The sequence below is a fragment of the Curtobacterium flaccumfaciens UCD-AKU genome, assembly GCF_000349565.1.
In the GTDB taxonomy this organism is placed as follows: Bacteria; Actinomycetota; Actinomycetes; order Actinomycetales; family Microbacteriaceae; genus Curtobacterium; species Curtobacterium poinsettiae.
In genome coordinates, this window is record NZ_KB714631.1 from 324,451 (window position 1) to 348,271 (window position 23,821).

The window sequence follows — 23,821 nt, forward strand, 5'->3', positions numbered from 1 at the left end:
AGGCGACCTCTTCTGCTCACTCGCTGGTGACTACGGGGTCAGGCGCGTCGGGCCACGGAACAGGTACGTGACCTCGCGGATCGACGGCTCACCGAGCATGAGCATCAGCACGCGCGCGAGGCCCATGCCGAAGCCGCCGTGCGGCGGGACGCCGTAGCGGAAGAAGTCGAGGTACCAGCCGAGCTCCTCCGGGTCGAGACCCTTCTCGACGGCCTGCGCCTCGAGCACGTCGACACGGTGCTCGCGCTGGGCACCCGTGGAGATCTCGGCGCCGTTGAAGATGAGGTCGTAGCTGTTGGTGACCGACGGGTCGCCGGGCTTCCGCATGTGGTAGTACGGCCGGATCGAGGCGTCGTACTCCGTGACGAAGACGAACTCGGAGCCGTGGTGCTCCTTCGCCCAGGCGGCGACGCGGCGCTCGCCCTCGGGGTCCAGGTCGCCGTCGGCGCGGACGACGTCGTAGCCGCTGTCGGCGACGATCTTGCGCGCGTCGGCCAGGGTCACGCGGGGGAACGGCGTCGCGGGGACCTGCAGCTCGAAGCCGAAGACCTCTTCGATGTCCTTGCCGTACTTCTCCTTGACGGCGGTGATGCCGGCGACCAGGACCGCTTCGTGCATCGCCATGACGTCCTCGTGGGACTCGATCCACGAGAACTCGGCGTCGACGCTGGTGAACTCGGTGGCGTGACGGCTCGTGAACGAGGGGTCGGCGCGGAAGGCGTCGGCGATCTCGAACACGGCACCGAAGCCGGCCGGCTGCGCCATCTGCTTGAAGTTCTGCGGCGACTGGGCCAGGTAGGCGGTGGTCTCGAAGTACTCGAGCTGGAACAGTTCGGCGCGCGACTCGGACGCCGACGCCATCAGCTTCGGGGTGTGGATCTCGATGTAGTCGCGGTCGACCCAGTACGTGCGGAACGCGTGCTCGAGCGTCGTCTGGATGCGGAAGATCAGGTTCTGCTTGCGGTTGCGCAGGTCGAGGAAGCGCCAGTCGAGACGCTTGTCGAGCGACGAGTCGTCGGCGATCGGGGTCTCCGGGATCGCGGCGCTCACCACCTGCAGCGCACCGATCTTGACCTCGAGCCCGCCGAGCTTCACGCGCTCGTCGTGCTTCAGCGTGCCGGTGACGTGCACGAAGGTGCCGTGCGCCAGGCCGGAGATCTCGTTGGTGGTCGCGAGCGCGGACTGTGCGGCGTCGTCGCCGTCCTCGGCCTCGCGCGTCGCCGGGTTCACGAGCTGGACGGCGCCGGTCTCGTCGCGCAGCACGACGAACTGCACCTTCTTCTGGTCTCGGACGGTCTCGACCCATCCGGCCACGGAGACGGGACCGTCGGGGAGGGCTGCCAGGTCGGCGATGCGGGTGCGTTCGATCACGGTGGTCGAGTCTAACCGCCTGCGTCCGGGGGCGTGGGCGGCAGCGCTCCTCCCTCAACAGGGCCGCCCGCGTCCGGCGTTCTCCACCGATGGCCGGGAGGCCCGTGGCGGCGTGCGAGGACTCCCTAGCGTTGTCGACGTGGCCGGGTCGCGGGACGAGAGGGGGACCGGGTGGGGACGGGGACGGGGGAGCTCGCGACCTGGCCGCCTGCGGCGGTCGCGGTGGTGGTGGCGGCGCTGTGCACTGCGGCGTTCACACTGCTCGCGGCGTTCGTCGGTGGGCTGTGGGCGGTCATCCGGTGGCGGCGGGACGTCGGGCGGGAGCAACGGGACCGCTACTGGGCGCGGTTGACCGTGGTGTTCGACCTGATCACCGCGGCCGAGGTCGGGCGTCGCGAGATCGGCCGGAATCTGGCGCAGGCGATGTACGACATGCAGAAAGTCCCCGCCGGAGAAGAACCCGCTGCAAGGGTGTTGGCGGAACTGTTCATCGAGAAGAGGAGACAGTGATGACGACTCGTCTGCGCCGTGCCTGGCGAGAGCTGGTGCGGAAGGAGGACACGGTTCCCGTGGAGCGGCCGTACATCGGTCCTGCGCCGGGCGAGAGCCCGTGGGACTGGGCGCAACGCGGGGCGATCGACTGGCAGCTCCATGTCGAAGAAGGGGAGCTGAAGCTCGAACTCGAGCGGCAGCGCATGCGTGCCAGGGTGCTCGCCGAAGACGGCGCGACGTCAGGGGAGCGACGCGCGGAGTGACCCGAGGGTGCCGATGAACTCCTCGGCCATGCCGGCGCGCTCGACGAGCTTCGCGTGGCGGGTGCGGGCGTCGTCCAGGTACGCATCGAGACGTGCAGCCAGCGCGGGTTCGTCCTCTGGGTCCTTCGCCGCGAGGGCGTCGACCACACGGAGCAGCTCGGCCATCTCGTCGAGCGTGAACCCGAGCGGCTTCATCCGGCGGATCACGAGCAGCCGTTCCAGGTCCTGCGCGGTGTACACCCGGAACCCGCCGGTGGTGCGGCCGCTCGGCACGAGCAGCCCGACCTCGTCGTAGTGCCGGATCGTGCGCAGGGACATGTCGGCGCGGTCGGCGAGTTCGCCGATGTGCATCGTGTCGGGGACGTCGCTGGTGCTCACGGAGCGCGACTCTACCCTCACGTGAAGGTAGAGTTCCGAACGATGTCCGTGATCACACACGCGCCGACGGCCCCGAGCGTCCTCGCCGCCCTCCGCTCGCCCCGCATGCTCACCCGGGAGGTCCTGGCCGGCATCGTCACCGCGCTGGCCCTCATCCCCGAGGCGATCTCGTTCTCCGTCGTCGCCGGCGTCGATCCCGCGGTCGGCCTCTTCTCGAGCGTCATCATCGCGATCGTGATCTCGATCGTGGGCGGTCGACCCGCCATGGTGTCCGCCGCCGCCGGTTCGGTGGCGCTCGTCATCGCGCCGCTCGTCCGACAGCACGGGATCGAGTACCTGGTGCCCGCGATCGTCCTGGGCGGTGTGTTCCAGCTCCTGCTCGGGTTCCTCGGGGTGGCGCGGCTGATGCGCTTCATCCCGCGCAGCGTCAACGTCGCGTTCGTGAACGCCCTGGCCATCCTCATCTTCACCGCCCAGCTGCCGAACCTGCTCGGCGACGACGTCCCGTTCATCGTCTGGCCGCTGACGGCACTCGGCATCGCGATCATCGTCGGGTTCCCGTTCCTGACGAAGGCGATCCCCGCGCCGCTCATCGCGGTGGTCGTCATCACCGGCATCACGATGGTGTTCAGCGTGGCCGTGCCGACGGTCGGCGACGAGGGGGCACTGCCGACGGCACTCCCCGGCTTCAACGGCATCGTGACGCCGTTCAGCTTCGAGACCCTGCAGATCATCGCGCCCTACGCGTTCGGCGTCGCGATCGTCGGCCTGATCGAGACGCTGCTCACCGCGCAGCTCGTCGACTCCATCACCGAGACCGGGTCGAGCAAGTGGCGCGAGTCGTGGGGCCAGGGCGTCGCGAACATCGCGTCGGCGTTCTTCGGGGGGACCGGTGGGTGCGCGATGATCGGCCAGACGGTGATCAACGTGAAGACCGCGGGCGCCCGGACGCGCATCTCGACCTTCACTGCCGGCGTCTCGGTGCTCGTCCTGACGATCGTGCTCCACGACCTCGTCGCCCAGATCCCGATGGCGGCCCTGACGGCGGTCATGCTCATGGTCTGCGTCGCGACCTTCGACTGGCACAGCATCCGGCCGCGCACCCTGCGGCGGATGCCGCTCGGTGAGACCGCGGTCATGCTCATCACCGTCGTGGTGGTCGTCGTGACCGAGAACCTCGCCACCGGGGTGCTCGTCGGTGTGGTCGTGGCGGCCCTGGTCTTCGCCCGACGGGTGGCGCACGTGGTGACCGTGGTGCGCGAGCCGGTCGACGACCGCACCGTGCGGTACCGGGTCCGCGGGGCGCTGTTCTTCGCCTCGTCGAACGACCTCGTCACGCGGTTCTCCTACGCAGAGGACCCGGAGCACATCATCATCGACATGGCCGACGCCCACGTGTTCGACGCGTCCACGGTCGCGGCGCTCGACGGTGTCGAACAGCGGTTCGCCAAGCACGGCTCGACGGTCGAGGTGGTGAACCTCAACACGGGGTCGATCGCGCTGCACGGACGGCTGTCCGGAGAGCTCGGCGGCTGAGTGCTTCCGCATCCGGTGAATCTCCTGAGGGGGCGGTGGGAACCGCGGGCGACCTACACTGGAACCCATGCCCGCGACCCGTCTCCACCTCGTCCGGCACGGAGAGGTGCACAACCCGGGCCGCGTCCTCTACGGCCGGCTCCCGGGCTTCGGGCTGAGTGACCTCGGCGCGCAGATGGCCGAGGCCTCAGCGACCGCCTGGAAGGACGCTGGCATCGACGTCCGTCGGGTCGTCGCGTCCCCGCTGCAGCGCACGCAGGAGTCCGCCGCGCCCTGGTCGGCGGCCTACGGGCTCGACGTGACGCTCGACGAGCGGCTGATCGAGCCGACCAACCGCTACGAGGGGCAGCCCCCCGGGTTCACGAAGCGCTCGCTCGGCCGTCCGGCGGAGTGGCCGTGGATCGCGAACCCCCTGCGCCCCAGCTGGGGCGAGGCGTACGAGTCGATCGCGAACCGCATGCTCGCGGCGATGACCACGGCGTGGGAGAGCGTCGACGAGGGCGACGTCGTCCTGGTCAGCCACCAGCTGCCGATCTGGATGGTCCACCGGAAGCTCGCGGGGGAGCCCCTGTGGCACGACCCGCGCAAGCGTCGCTGCGACCTGTCGAGCATCACCACCGTCGAGCGTGTGCCCGCCACGTCGAGCGGTCGGTTCACCGAGGTCGGGTACGCGGACCCCGCGCAGGAACTGCGCGCGACCGCCGTCGACGAAGGAGCAGTGTGAAGACCACGACCAGCAGGAAGCGCATCGCGACGATCGCGGCGACGGTCGTCGTGGCCGCCCTCGCCCTGGCGGGGTGCTCGACGGACAACAGCGACCTCGCGAAGCAGTACGGCAACGGCACGACCCAGAACTACATCTCCGGCGACGGCGCGGTGACCGAGGTCTCCGCGAAGGACCGCACCGACCCGGTGACCTTCCGGGCCGAGGACTCGAACGGCGACACCGTCTCGTCGAAGGACCTCCGGGGCAAGGTCGTCGTCCTGAACTTCTGGTACGCCAGCTGCCCGCCCTGCCGTGCCGAGGCGAAGTACCTCAACGAGGTGCACGACGAGTACGCCGACTCGGACGACGTCGCGTTCATCGGCGTCAACGTCCGCGACGAAGCAGCGACCGCGGCCGCCTTCGAGCGCACCTTCGACGTGCAGTACCCGACCGTCCTCGACCAGCGCACGGGCACGATGCAGCTCGCGATGTCCGGGCAGATCGCGCCGAACGCGGTGCCTGCGACGATCGTCCTCGACACCAAGGGGCGCGTCGCTGCCCGCGTCCTCGGTGCGGTCGACGGCACGGGCATCCTGAAGACCCTGGTCAGCGACGAGCTCGACGCCGGCAAGGCCTCCTGACCCGTGGCCTCCAACCCCTTCGCCGACGCGATCCTGAGCGGCCAGATGGCCGTGGCGCTGCCCGTGGCGGCGCTCGCCGGGCTCGTGTCGTTCCTGTCCCCGTGCGTGCTGCCGCTCGTGCCGGGGTACCTCGGGTACGTCGGCGGTGTCGCCGAGGGCGGGCAGCGTCGGGGTCGTGTGGTGCTCGGTGTGCTGCTGTTCATCGTCGGGTTCACCGCGGTGTTCGTGGCGTACACGACGGTGTTCGGGGCACTCGGCTTCTGGCTCGTCCGCTGGCGTGACCTCATCACGCAGGTCCTCGGGGTCGTCGTCATCGCGATGGGCCTGGTGTTCGTCGGACGGTTCACGTTCCTGCAGCGCACCATCAAGCCCAGCTGGACCCCCGCGACGGGGCTGCTGGGCGCACCGCTGCTCGGCATCGTGTTCGGCCTCGGCTGGACGCCGTGCCTCGGCCCGACCCTCGCGGCCATCAACCTGCTCAGCGTGCAGTCGGGCAGTGCCTGGCAGGGCATGTGGCTCGGTGTGGCGTACTGCCTCGGGCTCGGCATCCCGTTCGTCCTCGTCGCGCTCGGCGCCGGCTGGGCCACGGGAGCCATCTCGGCGGTGAAGCGTCACATGCGCACCGTCAACATCATCGGAGGAGCGATCCTGATCGTCATCGGTCTGCTCATGGTCACCGGAATCTGGTCGGCCGTCATGTCGAGCGTCGGGGCGGTGATCCAGAGCTTTGTCCCCGCGGTCTGACCCGAACGAGCACATCCCGACGGGTGCAGGCGACGGAGCCGACACCGCTTCGGACCCGCAGCGACCGTCCGACCACGTCGACGGCTCCGGCCCCACCGACGGCGGCGTCAACCAGCCGAAGCTCGGCTTCGTCGGGTACCTCCGGTTCTTCTGGCGGCAGCTGACGAGCATGCGCACGGCGCTGTTCCTGCTCATGCTGCTGGCCCTCGCGGCGATCCCGGGTTCGCTCGTGCCGCAGCGCACCGCCGACCCGAACGGCGTCGTGCAGTACAAGGCGGACCACCCGCAGCTCTTCCCGGTCCTCGACAAGCTCCAGGTCTTCGACACCTACACCTCGGTGTGGTTCTCGGCGATCTACCTGCTGCTCTTCGTCTCGCTCATCGGCTGCATCGTGCCCCGCACGAAGCACCACTGGCAGGCCCTGCGCACCCGTCCGCCGAAGACGCCCGCGCGTCTGACGCGACTGGCGGGATTCCGCACCGTGGCGGTGCAACCGGACGCGATGATCGACGGCACCACCGGGATCGACCCGGCCACGGGCCTCCCGTCCGCCGAGCAAGCGGTGACGCGCGCGATGGCGATCCTGAAGCGCTCCGGGTACCGCGTCGAACGGTTCGGCGACTCGGTGAGCGCGGAGCGCGGCTACCTGCGCGAGACCGGCAACCTGGTGTTCCACTCGGCCCTCGTCGGGGTGCTCCTGGCGGTCGGTGTCGGCGGTGGCTTCGGCTTCACCGGTCAGCGTCTGCTGGTGGAGGGCCAGACGTTCTCCAACGTGCTCGGCTCGTACGACTCGTTCAACCCCGGGCGCTGGTTCCAGCAGACCGACCTCAAGGGCTACAACCTGACCCTCGACAAGTTCGTGACGAAGTACGAGGAGCGGAACCTCGACGCCCTCGGCCAGGCGCTCGACTACTCGGCCACCGTCACGAGCACCGAGAAGGGCGGCGAGCCGAAGACCAGCCGTCTCGGCGTGAACGACCCGCTGCACGTGGGTGGCACCAACGTCTACCTGCTCGGCAACGGCTACGCGATGCAGGTCACGGTGCGCGACGGCGACGGCAACGTGGCGTTCAAGGACGTCGTGCCGTTCCTGCCGCAGGACGCGAACTACACCTCGCTCGGCGTGATCAAGGCCCCGGACGCCAAGCCGGACCAGCTCGGGATCCGCGGGTTCTTCTACCCCACCGCGGTGAAGAACGCGAGCGGTGCCTACACGTCCTCGTACCCGGACACCGAGAACCCGCTCCTGACGCTGCAGGTCTACACCGGTGACCTCGGCCTCGACGACGGCGTGCCGCAGAGCGTGTACACGCTCAACACCGGCGGGCTGAAGCAGATCGCCGGCACCGACGCATCGACGGCGAGCCTCGCGCTGAAGCCGGGGCAGACGAAGAAGCTCCCGGACGGTGCCGGGTCGATCACGTTCGACGGCGTCAAGCGGTACGTCTCCCTCGACGTGCACCACGACCCGTCGCAGCTGTGGGTGGGCGGGTTCGCCCTGCTCTCCACCCTCGGTCTGCTCACCTCGCTGTTCGTCCCGCGCCGTCGCGTCTGGGTGAAGGTCGTCCCGCGCAAGGACACGCAGGGCGGCGAGTACGACCTCGAGTACGCCGGCCTCGCACGCGGCGAGGACCCGAACCTCGAACGGGCCGTCGCGGACATCGCACAGCGCCACACGTCGGACCTCGGAGTTAGGATGCAAGTCCGAGCGGAACAGGAATCTAGCGGAATCTAGGCGGTATCAGCGCCAGGAGTCCGCGAGGAGTCCGCAGAACCCATGGAGGACGTCATCAGGTCCGCAGCAGCGGCCCGGGTGACGTCCTCTGCTGTTCCCCACAAGTGGCTGTAGGTGTTTAGGGTCGTCGATGCCTTCGCGTGACCGAGGGCGCGCTGCACCGTCACCACGTCCGCACCGTGAGCGATCAGCCCGGACGCGTAGTAGTGCCTCATGTCGTGCGGGGTGAACCCGCTGACGCCTGCAGCTTCGAGCGTCTTGTTCCAGTGCCACCGCAGCGAGTCCGGGTTCGGCGGACGGCCTGGCAGGATCCACCCGTCCTCGCCGTGCACGCCCCTCGCGACGTGCTCGGACAGCATCGTCACGAGCGCGTCCGGTAGGTACACCACGCGTTCGCTGCCGTGCTTCGGCGGGATGATCGACAGCGTTCCCGGCTCCTTCTGTACCTGACGGGACACCTGCAGGGTGCGCTTCAGGAACGCGATGTCGCCCTGCTGCACGCCAGCAATCTCACCGATACGCAGACCGGCGAATCCCGCAAGCGCGACGAACGGTCGGAACCAGTCCTCGGCCGCGTTCACGATCGCGCCAACCTGCTCCGGTGTCGGGATGACCATGGCAACCTCGGCGCGACGAGCGCGGGGGAGACGCACGCCAATCGACGGGTCGACTGTCAGCACCCGATCGGCCATCGCCGCGCGGATGACCGTACGGACGTTGCCGACGCGCGTCTTGATCGTCCCCGGCGCAAGCCGACCCTGCATGTCCTTCACCCATGCCTCGACGTGCGAGCGCCGCAGCTTCCCGACCTCCACCATGTCGAACGTGCAGTCGTTCATCGTGATGTTGTACGAGTCGCGGGTCGACGACGCCCAGATCTGACGGGGCGACCAGTCTTCGTAGAATCCCCGCAGCGTCGTCTTTCGCTCGGCCGGTGTCGTCCACGTGCCCTGTTGCCGCTTCGCGAGCTCCTCGACAACCCAATCTTCGCCGGCTGCCTTTGTCCGGAAGTGCTTCGCGTGCTCGCGGCGCTTGCCATCGTCATCGAGGTAGTCGTACCGCGCCCGCCATTGACCGTTCGGCCGCCGCTTGACGCTGGACATCTAGTCGCTCGATCCGGTCGCGGGGGGAACTTCGGGAGCGCCCTCCCATGCTTCGCGAAGCTCTGAAATGACATCCATCTCGATGAGCTCAGTGAGGCGAGCCAAGGTGGCCTCTCGCTTCTCCTGCTGATCGCGTGTGAGGTCGGACTCGTCGAAGTCGAGGATCCGGTCCCGAGACCGCTTGGCGATCTGCCAGTTCCACTGCGCACCTCGGACTCGCTCGCGCACCTCGTCCAGGTAGTCCAGCGACATGTCGATCGTTTCGTTGACATGTGCAAGCGCGCGGTCGAAGCGGGCAGTGCTCGTCATCTCGTCGACGGAGGTGTTGAAGATGCGTGCGTAGGCGAGTGCCTCGTTCATCCTGGTCGGCCGCTGCAGCTTCTCTGTTCGCGAGACGGTCATCGAGTTCGCGTAGTCGATGCCCTCGCGAGACAACGCATGAGCCATCTCGCCAAGGGTCCAGCCGCGCTGCTCGCGTCGTCGCGCGGCCTCCTGGGCAAAGGCAATTTCTTGAGGGGAGTACTTCTCGTCGTCCACAACTGGCACTCTCTCACACCAACGTGCTTGACAGCCAACAGATCTGTGATCACACTGGTGTGACGTAACCAAAACGAAATCGTTAGGAGTGATCGTGACCAAACTGCTCACCATCGAGGAGGCCGCGCCCCTCGTTCGCAAGTCGCAAGCTGCAATGCGCTGGTGGATCCGCCAGGCATCCTGCCCGATCACGGTCGCCAAGATCGGCGGCCGACTGTTCATTCGGGAAGCCGACATCGAGGCGTACATCGAGGCGCAGTTCTCGGAGGCGCCATGAGCTACGGGCAGACGTTCCGGAAGATGCGCGAGGACTTCGGTGTCAGCACCATCGATGTCGCTCGGCAGATGGGCCACAGCGACCGCCTGATCTCGATGATCGAAACCGATCGGCTCGTGCCCACCAAGAGCCTCGCAGCGAAGGCGACGCGCGCCCTCGTGGAGGCGCACAAGAAGAAGGCCCCCGGGTACCCCGCTGTTGGCGCAGCGGACCAGGAGCCCTCACAGACCGAAACCAACCGCCAGGAAGGAAACGACCCAATGGACATCATGGTGCACGAAGCCGCTGACATCGAGTGGCACGAGATCCCGAGGGACGCCACCGTCGTCCTGCCCTGCTCCATCGCCGGCTGCAGCAGCCACCGCGGTGAACACATCCTCAAGTGGGGGGACTCGTTCCACCACACCGCCTTCGAATGGCGCGAGGACATGGAGTGCCAGGTGTCCGTCGACTACTACGAGCACGTGGAAGACGACTCGCCAGAGGCCAACGCTTGGCGCGTCAACGGCCTTCTCGGCGACGATGACAAGCCGCTGACGCCGGAGCGTGTGAGCGCCTGGATGGCGAACTACAACAGTGCCGTCTGCCTCGCTGCGGAACTCAACGCTGGCGAGCCGAGCTACTGATGTCTGAGTGGGCCATCAAGTCGGCCGAAAGTCGACGTGGAGCACCCGACTGGTTCACCCGGCAGGCGCGGGAGGACGAAGTGCGATGGGCAGTCGCCCGCGGGCTTTCCGACAGGGAGATCGCCAAGTCGATGGGGCTTTGCGATCGGACCGTGCTTCGCATCCGACGTCGCCTCGGTTTGCCCAACATCTACGGCAAGCGGCCGGCAGCGAAAGTCGCCTGATCGCACTGACAACTTCAAACGGAAGGAGGTGAGCGCATGACCGACGCCCGGTTCCCCGAGCGCTACCTCAGCGACCGAAAGGTGCTGCGTCTCTCAGCGGACGAGTTCCGCGGGTGGGCGTTCGCGACCATCTGGTCTGTGTCCAACCGGACGGACGGGGTGATCCTCAGTGACGAGCTGCTGCTGGTCCCATTCATGAAGGTCGAGACGGCGCAGAAGCTCGAAGCGTGTGGCTTGTGGGTCGCCAGCGAGGACGGATGGTCGATCGCGGACTTCCCGGACACGCAGACCAGCCGGCACGACCTCGAGGTGCTCGACAACATGCGTCGAGCTCAGCGGGAGAAGAAGCAGCGCCAACGGGCCGCGAAGGCCGGTGGATCTGCGGACTCCCCTTCCTTCTCGGATGTACCTGGGGACAGTACCGGGGGACCGTCCCCGGGGACGTCCCGGGGACGTGTCCCCGAGGACAGGACAGGACAGGAAAGGACAGGCAGGGATCAAGCGAAGTGGTTCGTGAACGACGAAACCGGCGAGATCACTGAACCTGCACCTTCCGTCCCTGCGTCCTCAGTGACCACCTGGGATGTGGCACCGATCGGTCGGAGCTGCACCGTCTGCGGAACTTCGATGGCCGACTACCCGGACTCGATGAGGGTGTGCGCTTCCCAGGACGACGAGCACACGAAGTACAGGACACAGAACGGATGGGCCGCATGACCGTGACCCGCCCCACGAGCAGGAAGAACCCCATGGCACAGCAGCAGTCCGCATCGACGAAGTGGCGTGAACGCGCGCTCAAAGCTGAGGAAGAACGAGACGCCGCTCAGGAGAAGTACGAAGGTCTCCTCGACCAGTTGACCGTCGACCTTGCCGATGTGCTCACCGAGCGTGGACGCATGGAGGGCCCCGTGATGCAGCAGTGGCTCTCCGACCGCGGCTTGGTCCCCGAGGAGGACACCGATGAGTGACAACGAGAACGACGACCTGATCCGCGCCACCATCGATCTCGCTCGAGTCGTCGGCGCAAGCAGGGGAGTGTTCATCGAACGCGACGGGGTCCCGATCGGCGTCACCGACATCGGCACCGTCGGGGTCCCAGCCTTCATCCTCGCCCTCCGCGCCGCCGCACACGCCACCAGCTCCGAAGCCCTCACCCGAGAGGTCTCCGAAGCCCTGGCACAGCTCGACGCCGAACACGACATCGCAGAAGTCGTCCACATCCTCTTCGGCAGCATCGTCGTCCTCGCACGCAGCTACCTCGCGCCGGCGTACGAACGACTCGACGCCGCCGGCGATGACCTCGGCGACGCCACCAGCCGACAGTGGGCGATGCTGCGCCGCGCGCTCGCCGAAGACGACCCCAAGCCGACCAGCTGAGCACCGCATGCCACGGCAGCCCGAGAACCTCGTCGTCGGCTCGCACGGGCCCGAGGTCACCGTGACCGGCAGAGTCGCCGCCTACCTGCTCCGGCACGCCGGCCTCGACGCCTACCGGCGTCAGCACCGCGGCGAAGACCCCGAGGTCGACAACACGTTGGTCGCGCTCACCGTGGTCGCACTCAACTGGCGCAGTTCCGCTACCGGAACGCGAGAGGCAGCGACCCCGGAACTCGATCACACTGCGGACTGGATGAGCACCCGGCAAGCAGCCGAAGCCCTCGGGCTCTCGGACCGCGGCATCCGGAAAGCAATCCAGGAACACCGGCTGCACGCCGTACGCGTGGGACGCGCCTGGCGCGTCGACCGCGAACAACTAGCCCAGTACACCGAACGAACGGACAAGAGATGATCACCCCAGAACTCGAAGCAGAAGTGCACGGCCTCCGCGCCCAGGCCGCCGAGATCCAGAAGGACTACGGCCGGCAGCAGAAGAACATCGAGAGCGACGGCAACCTCAGCGATGCCGGCAAGACCGCCGAGCTGGCTGAGGCCAAGGCGCAGGCCAAGGCCGAAGCAGGGCAACTCCGCGACAAGGAGGTTGCTCTGGTGAAGGGCCGGATCCGCAGCCTGCAGACCAAGCTCGACGCGAAGATCGGGTACGGGGCAACCGACATAATCGCCTTCCGCGACGCGCAGGACCGTGCAGAGCGAGTGGCGGACAAGGACGTGGCCGCTCGGCTGATGGGCCAGGCGCTCCGAAGCAACGACCGCACCATGGCGCACGCGCTCTTCCGCAAGGCATCCGAGAACGGATGGTCGGAAGCGGTGATGCAGTTCGCCGCCGAGAACCCCGACTCCGCAGCAGCGGCCGAGGAGATCGAGAGCCTCGAGAAGGTACTCACCTCCGGCGGCTTCCAGCGCACGCTGTCCTACATGATCGCCTAGGGCAGGACGAGCATGACGGACACGCAACCGCCGACCCCCGCCGAACTGCAGGCCCAGCTCACCGAGATGCAAGGGCGCCTGGCGGACGCCGAAGCACAGACGCGAGAAGCGGAGCTCGGCACACTCCGGGCCCGCATCGCAGGCGAGCACGGCATCAAGACGGAGTACCTCGACTTCCTCACCGCAACCGACGAAGCGACGCTCCAACACCAGGCCGAACGCCTCGTCGCACTCGGAGGCGGACAGACCTCGCAAGCTCTGCTCGGCAACGTGGCACCACGTGAGGGCGCTACGACAGTGACCCACTCGAAGAACTCACCCCGAGAGGTCAAGCGATTCGTCAACGAGCTCTTCGATCGCGACCCCGACCTCAACTACTCATGACCCCACCCGGGGGTCCCCCCTCGCCGCACCTGGAAGTACCACAGGGGATAGGCGTCATCTCTCCCCGCTCAGAAAAACGAAAGGCCGGAACATCGTGACAGCAGTCAAGTCCTCGCCGAAGACGTTCACGGAGGCCGACGTCGACCGGATCGTCGCCCGCCGGCTGGCGCGGCAGCCCGCACCCGCGGGCACAGAGGCCGATCGCAACGAACCAGCGATCGGGTCAGCTGCGGACAACACGCTCGTCACGGCGATCACCGGCACCCGCCGGCAGTTCCTCGAAGCCAGCCGTCGCCGCATCGCCGAAGAGATCGACTCGGGCAAGGTCCAGGCGTACGCCCTCGCCAGGCTGATCGGTGAGATGGATCGCATCGATCTCGAGCTCCGGACAAAGACCGTCGACGACGAGCTGACTGAGGGTGATGAAGTCGAGGACGGCCCATTCGACTACAACAACCTCTGACCACCTCAAGGGAGCAGCAGGCACCAGTTTCGGTGCCTGCTGCTCCCTCGTTTTCCCCTGAACTCGGGTAGAATTAGGGGTGACGGAAACCACTGCCGAACACGTCGCGGGTGGGTCAGACAGCATCGCTGTCCGGCCGGAGGACAACCCCTAGCAACTCCCGGGGGAAGCGCTAGGAAGCGTGTCCTCCGTTGCCCAACCGCACCGTCAAAACGTCCCTAGTAGCCGAAGTCTCCGGCTACATCTCCGGTTTCGACCAGGCCGCGAAGAAGACCCGCGAGCTCGGGTCCGAGACCGAGAAGCTGGGACAGAAGCGTCAGGCGATCGTCGGGGTCGGCGCAGCCATGACAGCGATGGGTGCCGTCGCGGCCGCTGCCGTCGGCCTCGCGGTCGCGAAGTACGCCGAGTTCGACGCAGCGATGTCGTCCGTGCAGGCCGCGACCCACGCCGCCTCGGACGAGATGGGGCTTCTCCGCGATGCCGCAGTCGACGCCGGTGCGACGACGGTCTTCACCGCCACGCAGGCCGCGAACGGCATCGAGGAACTGTCGAAGGCCGGTGTCAGCACCACGGACATCCTCGGCGGCGGGCTCGCCGGCGCGCTCGACCTGGCCTCCGCCGGTGAGCTCGAGGTCGCCGATGCTGCGCAGATCGCCGCGACGGCGATGACGCAGTTCAACCAGAAGGGAACGGAGGTTCCGCACATCGCGGACCTCCTCTCCGCCGGTGCCGGCAAGGCGCAGGGCAGCGTGAAGGACCTCGCGCAGGCACTCAACCAAGGTGGCCTCGTTGCGTCGCAGGCGGGGTTCTCCATCGAGGAGACCACGGGCACCCTCGCCGCGTTCGCGTCCGCGGGTCTCCTCGGCTCCGACGCGGGTACGTCGCTGAAGACCGCGATCATCGCGCTGCAGAACCCGTCCGACAAGGCGCGCGGGATCATGAAGCAGTACGGCATCGACGTGTACGACTCGTCGGGCAAGATGCTCTCGTTCGGTGGCATCGCCGCACAGCTGCAGGGCAAGCTCGGCTCGCTGTCCGACGAGCAGCGGAACGCGGCACTCGCGCAGATCTTCGGGAACGACGCGGTCCGCGCCGCGAACGTCCTCTACGCCGAGGGTGCTGACGGGATCGCCGAGTGGACCGGCAAGGTCGACGACCAGGGGTACGCGGCCGAGACCGCTCGCCTGAAGCTCGACAACCTCAAGGGTGACGTCGAGAAGCTCGGTGGCGCGTTCGACACGGCCCTGATCCAGTCCGGGTCGGTCGCTAACGACAGTCTCCGTGGTCTCGTCCAGACTGCGACCGGTGCCATCGATGTTTTCAACTCGATGCCTCCGGGGCTGCAGGGCGCGGCGCTTGGGGTCGCAGCCGTCACGGCCGCCGTGGGTCTCCTCGGCGGCGGCGCACTGCTCCTCGTGCCGAAAATCGCTGAGGCGAAGCTGGCACTAACCACGCTGGGCATCACCGCGCAGACCACCCGTACGCGCCTGAGTACCGCCGCAACGTTCCTCACCGGCCCGTGGGGTGTCGCGATCGGCGGTGCCGTCGCGGCGGCGTCGCTGTTCATCAGCGCTCAGGCGCAGTCCGCCGAGTACACGGTCCGACTTCGTGACTCGCTCGACCAGACCACCGGCGCGATGACCACGAACACCCGTGAGCTCGTCGCGAACGCTCTCGCCGCGAAGACGTCGATCTTCGGCGTCGAGGTGTCCGGGTCCTCCGCCTACGACAAGGCCAAGCGCCTCGGGCTGTCGCTCGACACCGTCACGAAGGCTGCGCAGGGGAACACCGCCGCCTACAAGGAACTCCTCGCGGTTCAGGACGACATCCGCTCCACTGACGACAACGAGTACGTCACGAAGAAGTACGGCGAGGGACTCTCGGCGGCATCTGGTGACATCACCGAGCTCGTGCAGGCTGTCCAGAAGCAGCGCGGCGAGATGAAGTCCGCAACTGAACAGCAGCAGCAGCTCAGTGAGGCCCACGACAAGGGTTCCGACTCGAGCGACACCGCGGCGTCGTCCGCGAGCTCAGCAGCAGAAGCGTTCCAGGCAGAGGCCGACAAGGCGACCGATCTCGCGACCGAGATCTCAAACCTGGTCAGCGAGTTCGACAAGCTCAACGGGGCGAACCAGGACGCCATCAGCGCGAACGCTTCCTACCAGGAGGCGCTCGCCGGCCTGTCCGACCAGGTCGCCGATCAGCGGAAGAACACCGAGGGCTACACGACGTCCCTCGACGAGAACACCGCGATCGGCGCGAGCAACGCCAACATGCTGTCCGAGCTCGCTAACCGGGCGCAGGAAGCGGCGGAGAAGCAGTACACCGTCGACCAGTCGACGATGAGCTCGAAGGACGCCGCCGACAAGTACGCGAGCACCCTCGCGAAGCAGCGGCAGAAGTTCATCGAGTCCGCGACCGCTGCCGGGTTCAACGCCGGTGAGGTGAAGAAGCTCGCCGACCGCGTGTTCCAGCTGCCGTCCGAGAAGCAGATCAAGATTCTCGCGAACACCGACCAGGCGAAGACCGCGCTCGCGGACTTCATCCGCCAGTACGACGGCCGCGTCATCCGTATGAACACGATCAACAACGTGCAGCAGGTGGTCTCTGGCTCCGGTGTCACCACGCAGCGCGCGGTGCAGGCAAACGGCTCCGTTCTCGACTTCTACGGCGAGGGCGGCTTCAGCGAGAGCCACGTGGCGCAGATCGCTGCAGCCGGCACGATGCGCGTCTGGGCTGAGCCCGAGACCGGCGGGGAGGCGTACATCCCGCTCGCCGCGTCAAAGCGGACCCGGTCCCTCGCGATCTGGGAGGAGACCGGCCGCCGACTGCAGGCGTTCGCGGACGGCGACGTGCGCGGCGGCACCCCGACGTACGTGCCCACTCCTCCGCAGATCGTCTACGCCCAGTCCCCGAACTTCGCCGGCAGTGGCGGAACGACCGTCTTCGAGCCGCACTTCGAGTCCTCCGGCAACCAGCGGCAGGACTTCGACGACGCCTGGTTCCAGTTCAACACCAAGATCCGCGGCGCTCGCTGACCTGCAGCCCCGCTCACGACAAGGAAGAGGCAACATGCAGCCCTACGCAAAGGTCCCGTGGTCGGAACTGCCGAGACCCGACGATGTGGAAGTCCAGCCCGTAGGCGGTGAGGGACTCTACTTCCGGCGGCGACTTGCGCCGCTTGCCGCCAGCGCATTCGGATCCGGAATCGCCTGGCTCGGCGACTCGATCACCCGCGGCCTCGGCGCGACCAACAAGGGCGACTCCTGGCCCGGCGTCATCGCTGGGACCAGCGTGGCCGTGGCCGGCGACAGCATCCCGACGTACGCCATGCTCTACTCAGGCGGGAAGCTGGCGAAGACAGTCAACGCCGGCGTCAGCGGCGACACCACCGCGAAGATGCTCGCGCGCGTCAAGAAGGACGTCATCAACTACAACCCCGCGGTGTGCGTCGTCCTCGGCGGCACCAACGACTCCGCGACACCAGTGCCCGTCGACGACTTCGCCGCGAACATCACGGGGATCGTCACCCAGCTCCGAGCTGCGGGCATCGTCCCGGTGCTCTGCACCATCCCGACCATCAACTCGACGGCGCAGCGGCCGGTGATCGTGAACTACAACACGTGGCTCCGCCGGTACTGCGCCGTGCAGGGCATCCGGATGCTCGACTTCTACGCCCTCACCGTCGACCCCGCGACCGGGAATCTGCTGCAGTCCACGATGGGCAACACCGACGGCACGCACCCGGGCAACATCGGCAACGCGCTGCTCGGGAAGTACGCCGCCGACACGCTCGCGCCGCTCGTGGGAGCAGCGACCATCCCCGTCGCGTCGGACAACACCGACACACTGAACCTCGTGCCCGACGGCCTCAACTACGGCTCCGTGACGAACGGGCTGGCAGCCCCGTGGGGGGTGTTCGGCTCGCTCCCGACTGGCGCGACTTCCTCCGTGGTCACAGACCCGCTCGTGCCCGGGAAGATGCAGCAGCTGTCGCTCTCCGCCACCACCAGCGGGGCGACGCTGTACAAGCGGATCACGCCAACCCCCGGTCGGCGCATCGTGATCTCGGGCACGGTGACGAAGACCGCCGGCGCGGCCGGTCTGCAGGCCTACTTCAACACGTCCAATCAGACCGACACCTACAACCAGCTCCTCGATATCACCGAGGCAGTCACACGCGGCAAGTTCTCGACCGAGCTCGTCGTCCCGGAGAACACGAACAGCATCGACCTCAAGATGTTCGTCCAGCCCGGCACCACGACATTCGCCATCGGACAGCTCACCGCCTACGACCTCACCGCGCAGGCGGTGCTGTAGTCCCGAGGCCGGGATGCCGTCGGCTGCTTCATCGCGGCCGACGGCGTCGGCTTCGCCAGGTCTCACTCGACGTCCCGGAACCGCTGCCACCGGCCACCGGCCACCTCACCTTCAAACATCATGCGGCAAGCACGACCCCGACCAGGGAGCACGGCGCTCGCTGGGCCGAGTGGTTCAATCCTCGGCGGGTTGCTGCAGCGCTTGCGCGACAGCGGCCTCTGTAGCTTCGATCAGACGATCCACGTCGCGGTCATCCGACAGGAGCCGAGGGAGGCCAACCGCGAGGGATGCGAGAATGTCGCTCACGGCCTTGGGGTCGCTCGCGTGTATAGCTGTCCCGTACGCCCCAATGACTGCATCGATGTATCGCCGGTCTTCTGTGTTGGCGATGGCGCGCAGGACGTTCAGGCGCGACATGACGTTTGTCACTGGGCGCACCCGTTCCAACGGCTTGGCGCTGTCCGGCTCTTCGTCGTTGGCTCGTTGATCGAGAAGCGCCGCGACAGCAGGTTCAACGGTGCGGAAGAGGTGGTCCCGGTAGCGGGCACGCGCTGCGTCTTGGTCGCGCTTCTGCTCGTCGTTGCGCACCTGCTTGGCGAGGGCGTGCGTACGCGCCGCGACGACGATCGCACCGACACCGACGAGGATTCCGCCCACGCCGGACAGACCTGGTGTGCCTACGTCCCTCCACCACTCGTACGAGATCCAAAGGGGGTGCCAGTCGGTAGTCGTCAGCATCACCGGCTGACCGTAGCGCGCGAGCGGGGCCAGACGCAGTCTGAATCGCTCCGGTCGATAGTTCTAGGTAACTGCGGCCCAGACGGGGCTGCCTGCAAGGAGGACACGATGGGTCGGGACAACGAGTGGGACGAGTGGGTGCGCGACTACTACGAAGGTGAGGACGGCGACGCGGAGTCTTCAAGCGACTGACGCCAGGCAGCTGGCCCCTCGAGCCATCGGCGCTCGAGGGCTCTTCCGCTACGTTGACGCCATGACCGACGATCAGATCCCGAACCAGCTCGACGACGAGACCATCGCGCGCCTCCGAGACGGCAGCTCTACTGCCGCGGACGAGATCGCGAAGCGCGAATCCTGGCTAGCCGTCGCGCGGGACTACGGCGACAGCAACCGTGCCGCTGTACTCGAAGCTCAGCTCGAACAGCTCCGGCGCGGCTGAACCTCGTACTCGGTGTCGCGGACAGCAACACCCCCTCGGGCTCCTTCGGGAGGTCGAGGGGGTCTTTCGTTTCGCCGGACTAACCTGCAGCGGCTTCCGCAGCTGTCGGCTCGTCGGCACTAGAGGACTCCCATCGGTTAAGTCCGTAGCGCGCCAGCATTAGGTCAACGCACTCATCAATGGTCCGCGACTTGTAGACAACCCCGAGGTCCAGTACGTCGTGCACGATGGGCACGGTGGTCGTGTTCTGCGTACTCGTCTCTACCAACCGCCCGGCTCGTTCAGAGAGGTGCACAGCAGCAACGATGCCGAGCAGGAACACCCGAGAGCCGAACACCACGCCGGTGCGGGTGTTGAACCAACCCTCATCAGCGATGAAGACCGGGCTTCCACTCGAACCCGGGAACACCGATGCATCAATGAGGAAGGTCGGGCGGCCCTCGTAGTCATGCTGAAGGAAGGACGCTGTCGTCCCGCGGCGGATCACGGGGAAGAAGTTTTCCTTGTCGTAGATACCAGCCGGGTACCCAACGAAGCGAACGTCTTCGACAGCGTTCAACTCAGCGATCTGTTGGAGCGAGGGCACCTGGCTGCTATTGATCGACTTGAAGTAGACCGGTGCGCTGTCCTTCTTCGCTTGCTCGAAGACGGCTTGAAGTGGCATCACGGTCACGTCAATGTCTTCTTCTGGGTGCGGCTGAAAACCGCCTGCGGCAAGCTCGGTGACGTCCATGCGGTACGCCTTGCCAAGCAGGTGCCCGCCACTTGCGTCGGCCCTCAAGAAGTAGAGCGATACCGACTCGGCACCTTCCACCACGTGCTTGTTCGTGACCAGGAAGTGTGCTGTCTCGTCTGGCGACGTCGGGACCGCATAGATGAACCCAGTCCCGGTCGCCATCGCACCACCCGACAAGTGCGCTTCGATTCGGACGGTTGAGTAGAACAGCTGTTCGAACAGCGTCTCAGTACCTGCATCGCTCACGGATTTCCCCCTTAGTGCCTACGAGATTCTGGCATTCGCTCATCGACGGCGCTACCCAGCTGAGAGGAAACCCGGACGGCGTCGCGCCACACCCAGGTGCACTCGACCGCCTGCCCGAACCCCCACTCGACGAGCACCGCCTGCTCCGTGTACGCAATGACGCGCGCCTCGACCTCGAGCGAGCGATCGGGGAACATCACCCACGCCAGTACTGGATCCGGCTCTGCGAGGTCGTAGACGGGGCCACCGTAGGCCGCCTCGGGCAGGCTGAGGGCTGGTCCGAGTGACCACCTATCTCGTCGTCTACGGGCCATTAGTGCGTCCGCGAGTCGAGGGCACGCCGCGTCGCCCTGTCACGAGATACGAGTACCTGCTGCAGCCGGCCTTGCCAGGCGGTCTGCACGAGCACCGCGTTATCTGACTCAGCCGCAGCGAAGCACTTGAGGTGCAGTGTGCCTACGTTCACGAACTCGATGTCAGCCCAGACGGGTGTGACCGTATCGAGCGTTCGGAGATGGCCAGCTGCCCCTGCTTCGAGCATCACAGGCTGGTGCAAGGTGACGTCGGGATGCTCCGGGGGAGCCCACTTGTGCTCGGGCATGATCCTGATGTTCCGGACTGCCACCGACAACCCCTACCGTCACCCGCGTTGGGGCATGCGACATAGCTGAGCAGTCCTCTATGTTCTGCTTGTGACCGACAAGCTCCCGCCCAACCCGCCACTGACACACGGCAGAGCGGACCCCACGTTCAAGTTCTTCATGTGGGTGTGCTGCGGCTTCCCCGTATTCGGCGGGGTTGCGATCGTGCTGGTTCTGGCTATCTCTGCAGCCTTCAATGGCGGTTCGTCATCGAGCGACAACACCGTCGAGGCGCAGATCGCTTGCGAGAGCAGAGTCAAGGACGCGTTGAAGTCGCCGTCAACCGCTGACTTTAGCGATGACGTTACGGGTTCGGGCCCCTACACCGTCACGGGGACCTTCGACTCCGAAAACAGCTTTGGGGCCATGCTCCGCTCTGAATTCCAGTGCACGGTGAAGGTGACCGGCGACCAGACGTTCACGACGATCGACTACTTGCGCTGATAGCGTCCGTCACCCGATGCTCGTCGGGCTTAGCGGTATCGAGGTGACTCCTGCGACAGCGACCGCAGCCACCGCAGCCCTTCTTCCTGCGTGATGATCGGCTTCCGTCCGGCCCGTGTCGGGTACGAAGGCAGAAGGTCCCCGTTGTCAATTGCCTTGCGGATCGTATCCACTGACAGGTCTACGGCTTTGGCGAAGTTGGGGATCGAGTAGGCGAGTCGATCGGTGCAGGATGGCTCGAGCTCGTGCATGTGCCCATGGTCCACCGCGCCGAGCCATAACGCCATAGTCAAATTTGACGTATCAGGCGCAAATCTGATCGACCACGAGCAGCCTTCCAGACGTCAAAGAAACCCCCGACCCCTTAGACGTGCGCAGCGTTGATCGAGGGGACACGTAGGTTACGCGGCATGGACGAGCAAGCGTTGACGGTGGCCGAGCTCGCAGCATGGCTGCAGATCTCCGAGTGGAAGGCGCGGGAACTGGGAAAGGACCCCCTGTTCCCGTCCTTCCGCAACGGCAACCAGCACCGCTTCTGGCCCTCCGAGGTCAAAGCCTGGACTCAGCAGCCACGGGATCCGTGGAAGCAGTCGGCGCAGTCTCTCGGACGTCGCCGCAAGAGGAACGGTGACGCGGCATCGCAGCTTAGGCAGATGCAGTCCTACTCTGCAGGAAGTGCGGCACCAGTCCGACGTCGCCTGGCCACCCGGTGACGGTAGCGGGGAACCACCGACAGACCAGGAACAGCGGCGACGCCGGGGTCAAACTTCGGAGATGCGGACCAAGCGCTCGATCTCGCTCGCGTGCCAGGCAATCAGAGTGCGTACGTCGGTGCGCTGCTGAGGCAACCCGTTTGAAGCGAGGCAACGTTTGCACGTCAGTGGCTCGGTTGTCTCGAGCAATCGACTCGCGCCGGCTTTCGGGCCGCAGAACGTCGAGTAGCTTTCGCCGTCCGAATCGAGCCGCCAACCGTCGATCAGCACGCCAGCGTGCACAGTGGCTGAGTCTGGCTGGCGCAACCGCACAAGGCCGGGCACCCTAGCGACGTCGAAGGGTTCCCATCTGCCGATCCGTCGAGCCTCTACGAGCCAACCGACCGACACCGACTGACGCATCAAGCTCAGCTGTTCCGCTGCTGCGACAGAACCGCTCAGCTCATTGCGCACTCGATACTCGTACCGCTGCTCTTCGTCCTGCATGCGAACACCCTGCCAGCACACCCGTCAGTCCGCGGCGAGTCCGCAGAAGCGCCACGAATCGACTCCCACGGCCGTCCCGTGACACCATGAAGAGCCGCGCAGATTCAACGATCACACCTCCCGACGGCACCTGGCACTCATGCCGGGGGAGTTAGGATGCCCCAGTGAACGACATGACCACGAACCTCGCGACCTACTCGGTCGTGCTCACGTACTCCGCGATGGCGGTGTACGTGGTCGCGTTCATCTCGTTCGCCCTCGACATGGCCAAACGCTCCGGCGAGGTCACGGCCGCCGCGAAGAACGCGGGCGCCGACGACAGCTCGGCGGGTGCGGCCAGCGCTTCTTCCGCACGCGGGGCGAAGACCGTCGCGACCGTCCGTGGCGGCACCGTCGTGCTCGAGCAGGTCGCCGCGCCGCCAGCGGGCGGTTCGTCCGGCCGCAGCACGAAGTTCGAACGTGTCGGCATGGCGATGACGATCCTCGCGCTCGTCCTGCACGTCGCCTCGGTCGTCCTCCGCGGCATCGCGGCCGACCGCGTCCCGTGGGGCAACATGTTCGAGTTCTCGCTGACGGGCACGGCGCTGATCACGCTGATCTTCCTGCTCGTGCAGTTCTGGCAGAACCTGAAGTTCCTCGGCGTCTTCATCACGGGCCTGACGATCATCCTGCTCGGCATCGCGACGGTGAACTACTGGGTCCCCGTCGTCCCACTGCAACCGGCCCTGCAGTCGTACTGGCTCGTCATCCACGTCTTCGTGGCGATCTCCGGCACCGGGTTCTTCGCGCTCGGAGCAGGGCTCGCGGTGGCGCAGCTCGTGCAGACGTACCGCCAGGGCCGCACGGCCTCCGGCAAGCTCCGCTTCATGGCGACGCTGCCGGACGCCGACCGGCTCGAGGTCCTGACCTACCGCGTCCTGCTCGTCGGCTTCGTCCTCTGGACCTTCACCCTGATCGCCGGTGCGATCTGGGCCGAGCGTGCCTGGGGTCGCTACTGGGGCTGGGACACGAAAGAGGTCTGGACCTTCATCATCTGGGTCGTCTACGCGGGCTACATCCACGCCCGTGCGACCCGCGGCTGGCGCGGTGCGCGGTCGTCCTGGCTGGCCTTGATCGGCTTCGCCGCGGTGATGTTCAACTTCTCGGTCGTGAACGTCTTCTTCAAGGGCCTGCACAGCTACTCGGGTCTGTGAACCACGCGGCTCGCTGATGCGGCCCTGGTCGCGACCACGGCCGGACGGGAGGCGCGGTGC

General features: G+C 66.7%; 29 protein-coding genes. 22 read left to right on the forward strand and 7 right to left on the reverse strand.

Annotation, left to right across the window (positions count from 1 at the left end):
* Positions 1-30: 30 nt before the first annotated feature.
* Positions 31-1,371 (reverse strand): aspartate--tRNA(Asn) ligase, encoded by a 1,341-nt coding sequence (gene aspS / locus H489_RS35180; protein ID WP_017888582.1) that lies wholly within the window; start codon positions 1,369-1,371, stop codon positions 31-33.
* Positions 1,372-1,542: 171 nt separating this feature from the next.
* On the opposite strand from aspS, the gene H489_RS35185 reads away from it, so the two are divergent.
* Together H489_RS35185 and H489_RS35190 are read left to right on the forward strand one after the other, a co-directional pair.
* Positions 1,543-1,881 (forward strand): hypothetical protein, encoded by a 339-nt coding sequence (locus tag H489_RS35185; RefSeq protein WP_017888583.1) that lies wholly within the window; start codon positions 1,543-1,545, stop codon positions 1,879-1,881.
* Positions 1,881-2,126, forward strand: coding sequence for a hypothetical protein (locus tag H489_RS35190; RefSeq protein ID WP_152427343.1), 246 nt, complete (start codon positions 1,881-1,883; stop codon positions 2,124-2,126). Before H489_RS35185 ends, H489_RS35190 begins: the two co-directional genes overlap by 1 nt.
* Here the strand turns inward: H489_RS35190 and H489_RS35195 are convergent.
* Positions 2,103-2,477 (reverse strand): MerR family transcriptional regulator, encoded by a 375-nt coding sequence (locus H489_RS35195; protein ID WP_040420144.1) that lies wholly within the window; start codon positions 2,475-2,477, stop codon positions 2,103-2,105. The two genes, H489_RS35190 and H489_RS35195, sit on opposite strands and share 24 nt — an antisense overlap.
* Before the next feature lie 69 nt (positions 2,478-2,546).
* On the opposite strand from H489_RS35195, the gene H489_RS35200 reads away from it, so the two are divergent.
* The 5 genes from H489_RS35200 to H489_RS35220 all read left to right on the forward strand — a co-directional run bounded on the left by H489_RS35200 (position 2,547) and on the right by H489_RS35220 (position 7,866).
* Positions 2,547-4,040: a SulP family inorganic anion transporter gene (locus H489_RS35200; RefSeq protein WP_017888586.1), complete on the forward strand. Its 1,494-nt coding sequence runs from the start codon at positions 2,547-2,549 to the stop codon at positions 4,038-4,040.
* 67 nt (positions 4,041-4,107) lie between these two features.
* A complete protein-coding gene (locus H489_RS35205; protein WP_017888587.1) occupies positions 4,108-4,764 on the forward strand; it encodes a histidine phosphatase family protein in 657 nt (218 codons plus the stop codon).
* Positions 4,761-5,387, forward strand: coding sequence for a TlpA family protein disulfide reductase (locus H489_RS35210; protein ID WP_017888588.1), 627 nt, complete (start codon positions 4,761-4,763; stop codon positions 5,385-5,387). The genes H489_RS35205 and H489_RS35210 overlap by 4 nt, the downstream gene beginning before the upstream one ends.
* Positions 5,388-5,432: 45 nt before the next feature.
* Positions 5,433-6,131, forward strand: a complete 699-nt coding sequence (locus H489_RS35215) for a cytochrome c biogenesis CcdA family protein (RefSeq protein WP_042538234.1) — start codon at positions 5,433-5,435, stop codon at positions 6,129-6,131.
* The gene (locus H489_RS35220; protein WP_017888590.1) at positions 6,115-7,866 is read left to right on the forward strand and encodes a cytochrome c biogenesis protein ResB; all 1,752 of its coding nucleotides are present in this window, start codon (positions 6,115-6,117) and stop codon (positions 7,864-7,866) included. Before H489_RS35215 ends, H489_RS35220 begins: the two co-directional genes overlap by 17 nt.
* Here H489_RS35220 and H489_RS35225 read toward each other — a convergent pair.
* Complete coding sequence (locus H489_RS35225) at positions 7,863-8,969, reverse strand: tyrosine-type recombinase/integrase (protein WP_017888591.1); 1,107 nt, start codon at positions 8,967-8,969, stop codon at positions 7,863-7,865. The genes H489_RS35220 and H489_RS35225 overlap by 4 nt on opposite strands.
* Complete coding sequence (locus tag H489_RS35230; RefSeq protein ID WP_017888592.1) at positions 8,970-9,506, reverse strand: helix-turn-helix domain-containing protein; 537 nt, start codon at positions 9,504-9,506, stop codon at positions 8,970-8,972.
* Between the two features lie 94 nt (positions 9,507-9,600).
* Between H489_RS35230 and H489_RS35235 the strand changes: the two genes are divergently transcribed.
* The 11 genes from H489_RS35235 to H489_RS35275 all read left to right on the forward strand — a co-directional run bounded on the left by H489_RS35235 (position 9,601) and on the right by H489_RS35275 (position 18,125).
* A complete protein-coding gene (locus tag H489_RS35235) occupies positions 9,601-9,783 on the forward strand; it encodes a helix-turn-helix domain-containing protein (protein ID WP_167578327.1) in 183 nt (60 codons plus the stop codon).
* 23 nt (positions 9,784-9,806) lie between these two features.
* A complete protein-coding gene (locus H489_RS35240) occupies positions 9,807-10,409 on the forward strand; it encodes a helix-turn-helix transcriptional regulator (protein ID WP_152427344.1) in 603 nt (200 codons plus the stop codon).
* Positions 10,410-10,669: 260 nt separating this feature from the next.
* A complete protein-coding gene (locus H489_RS35245) occupies positions 10,670-11,350 on the forward strand; it encodes a hypothetical protein (protein ID WP_017888595.1) in 681 nt (226 codons plus the stop codon).
* Between the two features lie 32 nt (positions 11,351-11,382).
* Complete coding sequence (locus H489_RS35250; RefSeq protein WP_167578328.1) at positions 11,383-11,601, forward strand: hypothetical protein; 219 nt, start codon at positions 11,383-11,385, stop codon at positions 11,599-11,601.
* The gene (locus H489_RS35255; protein WP_017888597.1) at positions 11,594-12,010 is read left to right on the forward strand and encodes a hypothetical protein; all 417 of its coding nucleotides are present in this window, start codon (positions 11,594-11,596) and stop codon (positions 12,008-12,010) included. The genes H489_RS35250 and H489_RS35255 overlap by 8 nt, the downstream gene beginning before the upstream one ends.
* A gap of 7 nt (positions 12,011-12,017) precedes the next feature.
* Positions 12,018-12,422 (forward strand): helix-turn-helix domain-containing protein, encoded by a 405-nt coding sequence (locus tag H489_RS35260; RefSeq protein WP_017888598.1) that lies wholly within the window; start codon positions 12,018-12,020, stop codon positions 12,420-12,422.
* Complete coding sequence (locus H489_RS37135; RefSeq protein WP_017888599.1) at positions 12,419-12,958, forward strand: hypothetical protein; 540 nt, start codon at positions 12,419-12,421, stop codon at positions 12,956-12,958. The genes H489_RS35260 and H489_RS37135 overlap by 4 nt, the downstream gene beginning before the upstream one ends.
* A 12-nt stretch (positions 12,959-12,970) precedes the next feature.
* Complete coding sequence (locus tag H489_RS37140) at positions 12,971-13,342, forward strand: hypothetical protein (RefSeq protein WP_017888600.1); 372 nt, start codon at positions 12,971-12,973, stop codon at positions 13,340-13,342.
* Positions 13,343-13,436: 94 nt separating this feature from the next.
* The gene (locus H489_RS35270; RefSeq protein WP_017888601.1) at positions 13,437-13,805 is read left to right on the forward strand and encodes a hypothetical protein; all 369 of its coding nucleotides are present in this window, start codon (positions 13,437-13,439) and stop codon (positions 13,803-13,805) included.
* Between the two features lie 191 nt (positions 13,806-13,996).
* Complete coding sequence (locus tag H489_RS37145) at positions 13,997-16,843, forward strand: phage tail tape measure protein (protein WP_017888602.1); 2,847 nt, start codon at positions 13,997-13,999, stop codon at positions 16,841-16,843.
* Between the two features lie 34 nt (positions 16,844-16,877).
* Positions 16,878-18,125: an SGNH/GDSL hydrolase family protein gene (locus tag H489_RS35275; RefSeq protein ID WP_081612364.1), complete on the forward strand. Its 1,248-nt coding sequence runs from the start codon at positions 16,878-16,880 to the stop codon at positions 18,123-18,125.
* Positions 18,126-18,299: 174 nt separating this feature from the next.
* Here the strand turns inward: H489_RS35275 and H489_RS35280 are convergent, their stop codons facing one another.
* Positions 18,300-18,866 carry a hypothetical protein gene (locus H489_RS35280; protein WP_017888604.1) on the reverse strand — a complete coding sequence of 189 codons (567 nt, stop codon included), beginning with the start codon at positions 18,864-18,866 and terminating at the stop codon, positions 18,300-18,302.
* Positions 18,867-19,116: 250 nt separating this feature from the next.
* Between H489_RS35280 and H489_RS35285 the strand changes: the two genes are divergently transcribed.
* Entirely contained in the window at positions 19,117-19,302 is a 186-nt protein-coding gene (locus H489_RS35285) for a hypothetical protein (protein ID WP_017888605.1), read from the forward strand.
* Between the two features lie 79 nt (positions 19,303-19,381).
* Here H489_RS35285 and H489_RS35290 read toward each other — a convergent pair whose 3' ends face one another.
* Positions 19,382-20,284, reverse strand: coding sequence for a S1 family peptidase (locus H489_RS35290; protein WP_017888606.1), 903 nt, complete (start codon positions 20,282-20,284; stop codon positions 19,382-19,384).
* Between the two features lie 692 nt (positions 20,285-20,976).
* Between H489_RS35290 and H489_RS0119935 the strand changes: the two genes are divergently transcribed.
* Complete coding sequence (locus H489_RS0119935) at positions 20,977-21,369, forward strand: hypothetical protein (protein WP_017888609.1); 393 nt, start codon at positions 20,977-20,979, stop codon at positions 21,367-21,369.
* A gap of 410 nt (positions 21,370-21,779) precedes the next feature.
* Complete coding sequence (locus H489_RS37895; RefSeq protein ID WP_152427346.1) at positions 21,780-22,082, forward strand: hypothetical protein; 303 nt, start codon at positions 21,780-21,782, stop codon at positions 22,080-22,082.
* Between the two features lie 48 nt (positions 22,083-22,130).
* Here H489_RS37895 and H489_RS35310 read toward each other — a convergent pair whose 3' ends face one another.
* Complete coding sequence (locus H489_RS35310) at positions 22,131-22,568, reverse strand: hypothetical protein (protein ID WP_017888611.1); 438 nt, start codon at positions 22,566-22,568, stop codon at positions 22,131-22,133.
* A 173-nt stretch (positions 22,569-22,741) separates the two neighbouring features.
* Between H489_RS35310 and ccsB the strand changes: the two genes are divergently transcribed.
* Positions 22,742-23,761, forward strand: coding sequence for a c-type cytochrome biogenesis protein CcsB (gene ccsB, locus H489_RS35315; protein ID WP_031260492.1), 1,020 nt, complete (start codon positions 22,742-22,744; stop codon positions 23,759-23,761).
* Positions 23,762-23,821: the final 60 nt, after the last annotated feature.